Origin of the sequence: Alteraurantiacibacter aestuarii, from assembly GCF_039523595.1 — a bacterium.
GTDB lineage: Bacteria > Pseudomonadota > Alphaproteobacteria > Sphingomonadales > Sphingomonadaceae > Alteraurantiacibacter > Alteraurantiacibacter aestuarii.
Window position 1 is genome coordinate 90,058 of sequence record NZ_BAAAFP010000002.1, and the last position, 12,234, is coordinate 102,291.

Sequence of the window (12,234 nt, forward strand, 5' to 3'; positions counted from 1 at the left end):
GGCCACCGGGAAACCGGCAAAGCCGCCCGCCTCCTCTCGCCCCTGGAACTTTTCCCTCAAGGGATTTGAAAAATGAACGAACTTACGAAATTCACCAATCAGCTGGCCAAGCCGGAAACCTTTGACCAGATCCAGATCGGCATTGCCTCGCCAGAGCGCATCCGGTCGTGGTCCTTCGGCGAGATCAAGAAGCCCGAGACCATCAACTACCGCACGTTCAAGCCAGAGCGTGACGGGTTGTTCTGCGCGCGCATCTTTGGCCCGGTGAAGGATTACGAGTGCCTGTGCGGCAAGTACAAGCGCATGAAGTACAAGGGCGTCGTCTGCGAAAAGTGCGGCGTTGAAGTCACCGTCACCAAGGTTCGCCGCGAGCGTATGGGCCATATCGAACTGGCCGCGCCGGTTGCGCATATCTGGTTCCTCAAGTCGCTGCCTTCGCGCATCGGCCTGCTGCTCGACATGCAGCTCAAGCAGCTTGAGCGCGTGCTGTATTTCGAAAGCTACATCGTCACCGAACCCGGCCTGACGCCGCTGGAGAAGTTCCAGCTGCTGACCGAGGACGAACTGCTCGAAGCGCAGGACGAATATGGCGAAGATGCCTTCACTGCCGGCATCGGTGCCGAAGCGGTGAAGATCATGCTCATGGATCTCGATCTGGAGCAGGAACGTGACGATCTGCTGGAAGACCTGGCAACCACCAAGTCCACGCTCAAGCCCAAGAAGATCATCAAGCGCCTCAAGGTCGTCGAAAGCTTCATCGATTCGGGCAACCGTCCGGAATGGATGATCCTGGAAGTCGTGCCCGTGATCCCGCCAGAGCTGCGCCCGCTGGTGCCGCTGGATGGTGGCCGTTTCGCGACGTCCGATCTCAACGATCTGTATCGCCGCGTGATCAACCGCAACAACCGCCTGAAGCGCCTGATGGAACTTCGCGCGCCTGACATCATCGTGCGTAACGAAAAGCGCATGCTGCAGGAATCGGTCGACGCCCTGTTCGACAACGGTCGCCGTGGCCGCGTGATCACCGGCGCCAACAAGCGTCCGCTGAAGTCGCTGTCCGACATGCTCAAGGGCAAGCAGGGCCGCTTCCGCCAGAACCTTCTGGGCAAGCGCGTCGATTACTCTGGCCGTTCGGTCATCGTGACCGGTCCGGAACTCAAGCTGCACCAGTGCGGCCTGCCCAAGAAGATGGCGCTCGAACTGTTCAAGCCGTTCATCTACGCGCGCCTCGATGCAAAGGGTCTGTCGATGACCCTGAAGCAGGCGAAGAAGTGGGTCGAGAAGGAGCGCAAGGAAGTCTGGGATATCCTCGACGAGGTGATCCGCGAACATCCGGTGCTGCTGAACCGCGCGCCCACGCTTCACCGTCTCGGCATCCAGGCGTTTGAGCCCGTGCTGATCGAAGGCAAGGCGATCCAGCTGCACCCGCTCGTGTGTTCGGCCTTCAACGCCGACTTCGACGGTGACCAGATGGCCGTCCACGTGCCGCTTTCGCTGGAAGCCCAGTTGGAAGCGCGCGTGCTGATGATGTCCACCAACAACATCCTCTCGCCCGCCAACGGCAAGCCGATCATCGTGCCTTCGCAGGACATGGTGCTGGGTATCTATTACCTCTCGATGGACCGCGAAGGCGAGCCGGGCGAGGGCAAGATCCTGTCCGATATCGACGAGGTGCATCAGGCGCTGCACGTTGGTGCCGTGACCTTGCACTCCAAGATCACCACCCGCGTTCCGCAGACGGACGAGGCCGGCAAGACCTACATGATGCGCGTGGAAACCACGCCGGGTCGCATGCTGATCGGTGAGTGCCTGCCCAAGAAGCACACCGTGCCTTTCGAGGTGATCAACAAGCTGCTGACCAAGAAGCAGATCGAGGACGTGATCGATCAGGTCTATCGTCACACCGGCCAGAAGGACACGGTGCTGTTCGCCGATGCGATCATGGCGCTGGGCTTCAAGCACGCGTGCAAGGCCGGTATCTCGTTTGGCAAGGATGACATGATCATTCCGGAAACCAAGCAGGCGATGATTGAAGAGAGCAAGGCGCTGGTTGCCGATTACGAGCAGCAGTACCAGGACGGCTTCATCACCCAGCAGGAAAAGTACAACAAGGTGATCGATGCATGGTCGCGTTGCGGTGACCAGCTGGCCAACGCCATGATGGACGAGATCCGCGCAACGCCGAAGGACGAGCATGGCCGCGAAGCCGCGATCAACTCGATCTACATGATGAGCCATTCGGGCGCGCGTGGTTCGCCAGCGCAGATGAAGCAGCTTGCCGGTATGCGCGGCCTGATGGCCAAGCCTTCGGGCGAGATCATCGAAACGCCGATCATCTCGAACTTCAAGGAAGGCCTGACCGTCCTTGAATACTTCAACTCCACCCACGGCGCCCGCAAGGGTCTGGCCGACACCGCTCTGAAGACGGCAAACTCGGGTTACCTGACCCGCCGACTGGTGGACGTGTCGCAGGATTGCGTGATCGTGCAGGAAGACTGCAAGACGCAGAATGCACTGGAGATGCGCGCCATCGTCCAGGGCGGCAGCGTCATCGCCTCCATCGGTGAGCGTATCCTGGGCCGCACGCTGGCCGAGGATATCGTCAACGCCGCAACCGGCGAAGTGATCGTCAAGGCCGGTACACTGGTTGACGAGCCGATGGTGGTCGAGATCGAAGCAGCCGAAACCATGGTTGCCAAGATTCGCTCGCCACTGGTTTGCGAAGCCGACCAGGGCGTTTGCGCCACCTGCTATGGCCGTGACCTTGCTCGCGGTACGCCGGTCAACATCGGTGAAGCTGTCGGCGTTATCGCCGCACAGTCCATCGGTGAGCCCGGCACGCAGCTGACCATGCGTACCTTCCACATCGGCGGTGCCGCACAGGTGAACGAAACCAGCCATCTGGAATCGATCTCCGACGGTACGGTTGTCTACCGTGACATGCCGACCATCACCGACAAGCGGAACCGCCGCCTGTCGCTCGCCCGTTCGGGTGAGATGGTGGTGATCGACAAGGAAGGCCGTGAACGCGCCATCCACCGTGTGCCTTATGGTACGGTGCTGATGTTCGAGGACGGTGCCAAGGTATCCGAAGGCGATCGTCTGGCAGAGTGGGATCCGTTCACGCTGCCGATCATCACCGAGCAGTCGGGTGTGGTGAAGTACCAGGATCTTGTCGAAGGCAAGACCATGGAGGAACGCGTCGACGAAGCCACCGGCATCGCTCAGCGCGTGGTCACCGAATATCGTGCCGCAGGCCGTTCCAAGAAGGAAGACCTGCGTCCGCGCATGACCCTGCTCAACGAAGGCGTCGATGATGAAACCGAGGCCCAGCGCTACATGCTGGCACCGGGCACCACGCTTTCTGTCGAGGATGGCCAGGAAATCCAGGCGGGTGACATTCTTGCCCGTGCTTCGCGTGAAGCCGCCAAGACGCGCGACATCACCGGCGGTCTGCCGCGTGTTGCCGAGCTGTTCGAAGCGCGCGTGCCGAAGGACAATGCGGTGATCGCCAAGATCAGTGGCCGTGTTGAATTCGTCCGCGACTACAAGGCCAAGCGCAAGATCGCGATTGTCCCGGAAGAAGGTGATGCAGTCGAATACCTGATCCCCAAGACCAAGGTGATCGACGTGCAGGAAGGCGATTTCGTGAAGAAGGGCGATACGCTCATCTCAGGTTCGCCCAACCCGCATGACATTCTGGAAGTGCTCGGCGTGGAAGCGCTGGCCGAATATCTCGTGACCGAGATCCAGGAAGTCTATCGTCTTCAGGGCGTGCGCATCAACGACAAGCACATCGAAACGATTGTTCGCCAGATGTTGCAGAAGGTTGAAATCACCAATGGCGGCGACACCACGCTGCTGCCGGGTGAGCAGGTCGATCGTGATGAAATGGACGAGGCGAATGCCAAGCTCGGCCGCAACAAGCAGCCGGCAGAAGGCACGCCGATCCTGCTGGGCATCACCAAGGCCAGCCTGCAGACGCGCAGCTTCATCTCTGCCGCTTCCTTCCAGGAAACCACCCGCGTGCTGACGCAGGCGGCGGTTGAAGGGAAGAAGGACACGCTGATCGGTCTGAAGGAAAACGTGATCGTGGGCCGTCTCATCCCCGCCGGTACCGGCGCGGGCATGAACCGTATCCGCGTGACCGCCAACAGCCGCGATGCCGCGCTTCGTGCGCAGTACAAGAAGATGCAGGATGCGCTGGTTGCCGCCGATGTGGCTGCCGCCGCAGAAGCCTCCGAAGCAGAAGATGCCAAGGTTGCAGCCGCAGCCGAAGCCGCTTCCGACGCGGTAGAGGTCAAGGTTGAGGCCGCCACCGAAGCTCCGGTTGAAGCCGAGGCTGAAGCACCGGTGCAGGCCGATGAAGGCGAAGCCAGCGAAGACTGAGCCTGATTGCTGACAGACATCACTACAGGCCCCGCCGGAAGCGATTCCGGCGGGGTTTTGTTTGTCCGTCGTCCATCTGCTGCGTGCTCATCGCTGGTGCCACCGCCGCCAGCCAAAGCCTTTCTTTAGCCCCCCAAAGTCACCTTGATCGGCTGGCGGCAAACCCCAGTTAGGTTGCATTGCACAACCCGATTCACCGGAGTTCCCGCTCATGACCGACGCATCGATCCTGTTCCAGCCTTTCACATCCGCCAAGCTCTCCCTGCCCAACCGCATCGTGATGGCACCGATGACGCGCAATATGGCGCCGGGCGGCATTCCCGGTCCTGCCAACGCCGAATATTACCGGCGGCGCGCGGAAAATGCGGTCGGCCTGATCCTTTCGGAAGGCACGGTGATCGACCGCCCCGCCTCGCGCAATCAGGCCGCCATTCCGCATTTCTATGGCGACGAGGCACTGGCGGGCTGGCAGGGCGTGATTGACGCCGTGCACGATGCAGGCGGCAAGATGGGGCCGCAGCTGTGGCATGTTGGGGGCGCGCCTTCGCCCAGCAAGGACCCGGATGAAGGCCCGATAGACACGCCATCGGGCATCTTCGCACCGGACGTTCCGCGCGGTGAACCGATGAGCGATGCCGACATTGCCGATACCATCGATGCCTTTGCCCGTGCCGCCGCAGACAGCCAGCGCCTGGGCTTCGACACGTTCGAGATTCACGGCGCCCATGGCTATCTGATTGACGAATTCTTCTGGGGAGGCACCAATCTGCGCGCAGATCGCTATGGCGGTGCCACCATTGCCGAGCGTTCGCGCTTTGCCGTCGAAGTGGTTACCGCCATGCGCGCCGCGGTGGGGCCGGACTATCCGATCCTGTTGCGCCTGAGCCAGTGGAAGCAGCAGGATTACTCTGCCCGGCTGGCGGAAACGCCCGCCGAGATGGAACAATGGTTGCGGCCGCTGGCCGATGCCGGGGTCGACATTTTCCATTGCTCACAGCGCCGCTTCTGGGACCCGGAATTTCCGGAAATTGATGGCGACAAGGGCCTCAACTTCGCCGGATGGGCCAAGAAGATTACCGGCCTGCCCACCATCAGTGTCGGCTCGGTCGGCCTGTCTTCGGACTTCTTCTCCGCCTTCTCGGGAGAGACGGCGGGAACGGCAGGGCTGGACCCGCTGATCGAGCGGATGGAACGCGGCGAGTTCGATCTGATCGCGGTTGGCCGCGCACTTCTGTCCGATCCCGCATGGGCGGCCAAGGTCCGCGACGGACGCACCGGCGAGCTGGAAGATTTCAATCCGGCGGCGATGGCTGAACTGGTCTGACTTGTGGCGCGGGGGGCAGGGCGCTACCTGCTCCCCATGACCACCACCACCCGCTTCGCTCCTTCGCCCACGGGCCGCCTGCATGTCGGCAATATCCGCACGGCGCTGCATAACTGGCTGCTCGCCCGCAAGCACGGTGGGCGGTTCCTGCTGCGTATCGATGATACCGATGCAGAGCGCAGCCGGGAGGAATATGTCGATGCCATCCGCGCCGATCTGGTCTGGCTTGGCCTGGATATCGATGGCGAGGAGCGGCAGTCGGCGCGGCTGGCGCTGTATGATGAGGCATTCGAAAAATTGAAGGCATCCGGGCGGGTCTACCCCGCCTATGAAACCGCTCAGGAACTGGACCTGAAGCGCAAGATCCAGCTGGGGCGCGGCCTGCCGCCGATCTATGACCGCGGCGCCCTGATGCTGAGCGAGGCAGAGCGCAGCACAAAGGAGGCACAGGGCATTGCACCGCACTGGCGCTTCAAGCTTGACCATGATGAGCCGATCACCTGGGTGGACGGCATTCGCGGACAGCAGAAATTCGACCCCGCGCAATTGTCCGACCCGGTGATCCGGCGCGCCGATGGATCGTGGCTGTACATGCTGCCCAGCGCCGTCGACGACATCGACATGGGGGTGACGGACGTGCTGCGCGGTGAGGACCATGTTTCCAATACTGCCGTGCAAATACAGATGTTTACCGCACTTCATGCTGCACAATTTTCAGCGAAGGCCACGAGCGGGGGCGATCCCTTTCCGCGCTTCGCGCATGAGGCACTGCTGGTGGGTAGCGAGGGCAAATTGTCCAAGCGGCTCGGCTCGCTGGGATGCGATGCGTTTCGTGAGCGCGATATAGAGCCGCAGGCGCTGGTGGCGCTGCTGGCGCGGCTGGGCACGTCTTTGCCGGTGGAGCCGATTGCCGAGCGTTCGGCGCTGGTGGCCTCATTCGACCTTTCTGTATTTGGCCGCGCCCCGGCCCGTTTCGATGATGACGAGCTGGCGCGCGTGAACACCGCCATCGTGCACCAGCTGCCCTATGCCGCAGTCTCCGATCGCCTGCCGGATGGAATGGATGAGGTCGCATGGCTGGCGATCCGTCCCAATCTGCAAGTTGTGGGCGATGCCGGGGCTTGGTGGGCCATCGTCACCGGGCCGATCACCCGGCCCGCTTTCGATGATGAGGACAAGGCGTTCCTGGCACAGGCGGCGCAGGCGCTGACCTGGTCTGACACTGTGTGGAAGGACCTGACCAATGCGCTGAAGGAAAGCACGGGCCGCAAGGGCAAGGCGCTGTTCCTGCCGCTGCGCCAGGCGCTGACCGGCATGGAGCACGGGCCGGACATGGCCAGCCTGCTGCCGCTGATCGGCGAGGAAGAGGCAAGAAAGCGCCTGCAACTGGCGGCCAGCTAGCGCGGGCGACCTCCGGACCTGACCGGAATCGGACACAGAAATCGGCTCATCGCAGAACCGGGGTGTTTCATCTCACAAGCATAAATGCCGCTTGATTTTGCAGTGCAACATTATGATATGTTATCCCATAACCAAAACTTCGGGCCTCACAACTCAGACTTCGGGATAGCAAATCAATGAATCGTATGAAGACTTCGCTGCTTCTTTCGGCAGCCATGCTCGTCGCCCTTCCTGCGCATGCCCAATCGGCGCAGGATGATGGCGCGCAAGCGGGCACTGGTCGCGTGGAGCCCGGCGGCGATGACTTTCATGACACCATCGTGGTGACCGCGGCCGGCCTGGACAGGCTGGATCTGCTGGCCGGCACGTCGGTCCTTGATGGCGTGGAACTCCAGCGCAATCTGGATTCGCAGGTGGGTGAAGTGCTGGCCAAGCTGCCGGGCGTCACCGCATCAAGCTTCTCGCCCGGCGCCTCGCGTCCGATCCTGCGCGGTTTTGGCGGAGAGCGGGTGCGCGTGCTGACCGATGGCGTCGGCTCGATCGATGCTTCCAGCACTTCTGCCGATCATGCCGTGACCACGGATCCGCTGATCGCCGAGCGGATAGAGGTTCTGCGCGGGCCAGCCGTGCTGCTATACGGCAGTCAGGCGATTGGCGGCGCGGTCAATGTGATCACCAAGCGCATTCCCCCGCGCGTGCCCGATGAGCCTGTGCATGTCGATGCGCTGATCGGCGTGGACAGCGCCTATAACCGGCGCGAGGGCGGCCTGTCGCTCGACGTGCCGCTGGGCCAGAACGTCGCCTTCCATGTCGACGCATCGCATCACCGCACCGGCGATGTCGACATCGCCGACTATGTCCTTGCCCCCGCCCTGCGCAGCGAATTGCTGGCCAGCGCGGATGAAGAGGAGGAGGAAGGCCATCTGGATGAGGCGGCAGAGCTGCGCGATACCGCCAATGAAAGCGGCACCCTGCCCAACAGCGCCACCAAGACCACCAGCCTTGGCACCGGCATCGCGTTCTTTTCCGGCAACAGTGAGCTGGGCGTGTCCTTCGGCTATTATGACACCAGTTACGGCGTGCCAGAGCGCCCCGGCGGCGGCCACGCACATGGCGCGGACGAGATGGACGCTGAACCTGTGGTGGAGGAGGAGGGCCCCGTCACCATCGGCATGAAGCAATATCGCGGCGATCTGCGCGGCGTGCTCGATCTGGGCGATGGCTTCTTTGATGAAGTGCGCACGCGCTGGGGATACAGCAATTATACTCACACCGAATTCGAAGGCGACGAGATTGGCACCGTGTTCGATGTCGAGGGCGTGGAGGGCCGGGTCGAACTGGTCCAGTCGCGCCGGGGCGCATGGCAGGGCTCTGTCGGCGGGCAATATTCGCACACCGATTTCGTGGCTACCGGAGCGGAGGCCTTCGTGCCGCCGAACCAGACCGACACATTCGCCCTGTTTGCGGTCCAGGAACTCGACTTCGATCCCATCGAAGTGGAACTGGGCGGTCGGTATGAGCGCACGACCATCGATGTGACGACCACCGGACAAAGCAGCGATTTCGATACGCTTTCGGGCGCTGTGGGCGCATCCTATGAAGTGGTCGACAGGCTGCGGGTTGGCATTAACCTGTCGCGGGCCGAGCGGGCGCCATCGTCGCAGGAACTGTTCGCCGACGGGCCGCATGTCGCCACCCAGCAATATGAAGTCGGCAATCCCGCGCTCGGCACGGAAAGTTCGTGGGGGATGGAAGCCTATCTTCGCGGCGACATCGGCCCTGCCAGACTATCGGCCAGCATCTATCGCAATGATTTCAGCGGATTTATCTTCCTGGCCGAAACGGGCACGGAAATGGCCGGACTGCCGGTTTATCAGTTCCTGCAACAGGACGCCAAGCAGTTCGGGGTGGAGGGCGAGGTGACCATGCCCTTCTACGAATCAGATGACCTGACCCTGCTGGCTGATCTGCGCGGTGATTATGTGCGCGCAACGCTGGGCGATGGAACGCCGGTGCCGCGCATGCCGCCGGTCAGCTTGCTGGGCGCACTGGAAGCGCAGATGGGCCATTTTGACGGGCGCGCCGAAGTGCAGTGGTCAGCCAAGCAAAACCGTATATCGCCGCTGGAAACGCCGACAGACGCCTTCACTTTCGTGAACCTGTCGCTGGCGTGGCACCCGCTGGAAGGCAGCAATAATGTGACGCTGCTGGCGCAGGTGGACAATGTGTTCGATGTCGAGGGACGCCGTGCGGCCAGCTTCACCAAGGATTTCGTGCCGCTGGCCGGACGCAATTTCAAGCTGAGCCTGCGGATGAGCCTGTGACGGTCATGCGCAGGTCCTGAGGCTTGCGGGGCGGTTTACAGGCCGCCCCGTTTGCCGCTCTATTCGTCGCCGGTAACGTTGTCGGCCACGTCTTCCACGGCATTGCCAACCTGCTGGGCTGCCTCGCCCACCTGGCCGGCCGCTTCGCCGATGGCGTTATCCTTGGCTATTTCCGCGCCAGAACCCTGCGCAATGAAATAGGCCGCTGCGACAACGGCCATCAGAACAATGAGAATGACGATCCACTTGCCCGCTCCGCCGCTGCTGCTTTGCGGCGTGTCGCGAACGATGGTGGTGTGGGTATTGCCAGCCTGATCGTGGGTTTCGGTAATGCGTTCTTCAGTCATGCGATCCTCCATTATTGGCCTTAAACTGCCGATGGAGGCGTGCGGTTCCCGAATGCGCTGGCAATCGCCTTGCGCCCAGGGGGTTTCTTCCCGAAATTCTGCGGTCTCAGGCCAGCCTATACTTCGTCATAATGGAAGGGCGCGATCACGGCCTTGGGATGCGCTTCATACTCGAAGCTCTGCGGCAGATCGGGCGCGATTCCGGCAGTCGACCGCAGCAGGGGCACGCCGCCGCGATGCCAGCCTTCATCATACTCGCAGTAGAAATTGATGATGCCGTGCAGCGATGCGATGCGCCATTTCTCGCCTTCGCGAACATAGGCGTTTTCATAGGTCGCTTCGCCCCAGCGGCCTTCCTTGTTCAGGAACCCCACCATCATCAGCGTGCGCCAGCGGCCCTTGGCTGTGCCCGCCTCGCTGTCGATATGGATCACCGGCTGCAACTGCATGTGGTTGAAGATGGTGCCGTCGCCATATTCGGGCAGCTGGTGCAGATATTGCCGCACCCGGTCCTGCCCGACATAAACACCGCGCCCGGCGATCTCCAGCGTGCCATCGCTGGCAAACAGGTCCGCCGCCTTGTCCCACAATCCCTTGTCCACGTAATAGCCATAGGCGGCCTGCAGATTGGCGATTGCGACATAGTCCTCGGCAATGCGCGCCTTCTTTTCGAGCGCATCGAGCCGCTCGCACAATTCCTTGGTGGTGGTCATCCGTTTCCCCTCCCGGCCCGTCATTACTAAAATGCCTGCATCAATTGCCTAGAGCTTGGGCAGGGTAACGCCGCGCTGGCCCATATATTTGCCTGCGCGGTCAGCATAGGTAACCTCAGGCCGCTCATTGCCCTGCAGGAACAGGAACTGGCAGGCCCCCTCGTTGGCATAGATCTTGGCGGGCAGCGGCGTGGTGTTGGAAAATTCCAGCGTCACATGGCCTTCCCAGCCCGGCTCCAGCGGGGTGACGTTCACGATGATGCCACAGCGAGCATAGGTGCTCTTGCCCAGGCAGATCACCAGCACATCTTCCGGGATACGGAAATATTCGACCGTGCGGGCGAGGGCGAAGGAGTTGGGCGGGATGATGCAGACGTCGGTCTCGCGGTCCACTAGGCTGTCGCCATCGAAATCCTTGGGATCGACCACGGCGGAGTTCACATTGGTGAAGATCTTGAACTCCGGCGCCACGCGCGCGTCATAGCCGAATGAACTCAGACCGTAGGAGATGCAGCCATCGCGCCGCTGCGCTTCCACGAACGGCTCGATCATACCTTCGCTGCGGGCCTTTTCGCGAATCCACTTGTCGGAAAGAATTGTCATGGAAGAGGGATTCCCGAGTGGCACCGGAAGGGCAAGCGCGCTTGGGGCTTATCCACCGGTATGCCAAGCGACGTGAAATAATGACAATCAGGGCAGGGGTCTTCCCAATTGCGGGATCGCTGGTTACACCCTCTTTCTAAGTATATGGAATATGGGGGGTATATGAGGAACCGGAGTGCTTCTGCGACGGCGATTGCCGCGCTTTTGGTGTTGTCTTCCTGCGGTGGGGAGGATGGTCCATCGGGCCCGACAGGGGGAACGCCAACCCCCAGCCCGACCGCGACGAGCACGCCGACGCCTAGCCCGACACCGACTTTCAGCTACGACACCTATGACCAACTAACCGGCGATCAGGATTTCTTCACCGCCTGTGTCGAGTTTGGTCCTTCCGGCGGGCGTCCGCCGATTGGCTTGCTGTCGAACCGTTTCGACCTGCCCGGTACTATCAACTACAGCGCCGCCACCGATAGCTGGACAGTCAAGTCGATCGACAACGCATTCATGCAGACCTTCACACCAGCTGATATTGTCCAGCAATCAAGCGAAGAAACGCTATATGAAGTTGGAACAACAGGGCAGTTGAGGAGCTTCACTACACTTACGCCGATGATAAACGGTACGGCGGCAACATATGCGCGCGGTGCGCGCTATGTGGTCGGCGAAAACGGGCTTTGCAGTTTCGGCGTGCAGACGGATCCCGATGACGAGCCGGCGACCACGACGGTCGTGTATGACCAAGTGGGTATTGGGGGAGTTTTCATTGAGAACAACCCGGCACAATCAGGCTTTGTCACCGGTGAGATTGTGGGTGGTTCAGGCACGATCACCGGCAATGTGCAGACCGGTGAAGTCAACATTTCGCTGTTCATCACTCGTCGTGATGCGACTGGTGCCGAGACCACGATCGGGCCGATCGAGTTCCCGGCCTTTCCGGCCGTGGGAGACGATGCCGCAGGCTATGCAGCCTCCAATGATCCCACAGGGGTCTACGGGATCACGCTTTCGGGCGGCTTCTATGGTCCGCAAGGTATCGAGACCGGGTTCGTCATGGTCCTGAGCGAAATCGATCCGGTCAGTGGTGGTGCGGAACGCAGCTATATAATCGGCGGTCTCGGCATTCGCCGCTGACGGCA

8 protein-coding genes are annotated in these 12,234 nt (G+C 61.5%); 5 read left to right on the plus strand and 3 right to left on the minus strand.

Annotated elements, in window-relative coordinates; genetic code table 11:
- The first annotated feature begins 72 nt into the window (after positions 1-72).
- The 4 genes from rpoC to ABDZ98_RS04130 all read left to right on the plus strand — a co-directional run bounded on the left by rpoC (position 73) and on the right by ABDZ98_RS04130 (position 9,438).
- A complete protein-coding gene (gene rpoC, locus ABDZ98_RS04115) occupies positions 73-4,389 on the plus strand; it encodes a DNA-directed RNA polymerase subunit beta' (RefSeq protein ID WP_160589176.1) in 4,317 nt (1,438 codons plus the stop codon).
- A gap of 211 nt (positions 4,390-4,600) precedes the next feature.
- Positions 4,601-5,713 carry an NADH:flavin oxidoreductase gene (locus tag ABDZ98_RS04120; RefSeq protein ID WP_160589177.1) on the plus strand — a complete coding sequence of 371 codons (1,113 nt, stop codon included), beginning with the start codon at positions 4,601-4,603 and terminating at the stop codon, positions 5,711-5,713.
- Between the two features lie 36 nt (positions 5,714-5,749).
- Positions 5,750-7,114 carry a glutamate--tRNA ligase gene (locus ABDZ98_RS04125; protein WP_160589178.1) on the plus strand — a complete coding sequence of 455 codons (1,365 nt, stop codon included), beginning with the start codon at positions 5,750-5,752 and terminating at the stop codon, positions 7,112-7,114.
- A 176-nt stretch (positions 7,115-7,290) separates the two neighbouring features.
- Positions 7,291-9,438 (plus strand): TonB-dependent receptor, encoded by a 2,148-nt coding sequence (locus ABDZ98_RS04130; RefSeq protein ID WP_202385875.1) that lies wholly within the window; start codon positions 7,291-7,293, stop codon positions 9,436-9,438.
- A 59-nt stretch (positions 9,439-9,497) separates the two neighbouring features.
- Here ABDZ98_RS04130 and ABDZ98_RS04135 read toward each other — a convergent pair whose 3' ends face one another.
- From ABDZ98_RS04135 to dcd, 3 genes are all read right to left on the minus strand, one after another.
- Positions 9,498-9,785 carry a hypothetical protein gene (locus ABDZ98_RS04135; RefSeq protein ID WP_160589179.1) on the minus strand — a complete coding sequence of 96 codons (288 nt, stop codon included), beginning with the start codon at positions 9,783-9,785 and terminating at the stop codon, positions 9,498-9,500.
- 116 nt (positions 9,786-9,901) lie between these two features.
- Entirely contained in the window at positions 9,902-10,498 is a 597-nt protein-coding gene (locus tag ABDZ98_RS04140; protein WP_237437294.1) for a nuclear transport factor 2 family protein, read from the minus strand.
- A gap of 48 nt (positions 10,499-10,546) precedes the next feature.
- Positions 10,547-11,101, minus strand: coding sequence for a dCTP deaminase (gene dcd, locus ABDZ98_RS04145; RefSeq protein ID WP_160589181.1), 555 nt, complete (start codon positions 11,099-11,101; stop codon positions 10,547-10,549).
- Positions 11,102-11,245: 144 nt separating this feature from the next.
- Here dcd and ABDZ98_RS04150 point away from each other — a divergent pair, with 144 nt between their 5' ends.
- Positions 11,246-12,229, plus strand: coding sequence for a hypothetical protein (locus ABDZ98_RS04150; RefSeq protein ID WP_160589182.1), 984 nt, complete (start codon positions 11,246-11,248; stop codon positions 12,227-12,229).
- Positions 12,230-12,234: the final 5 nt, after the last annotated feature.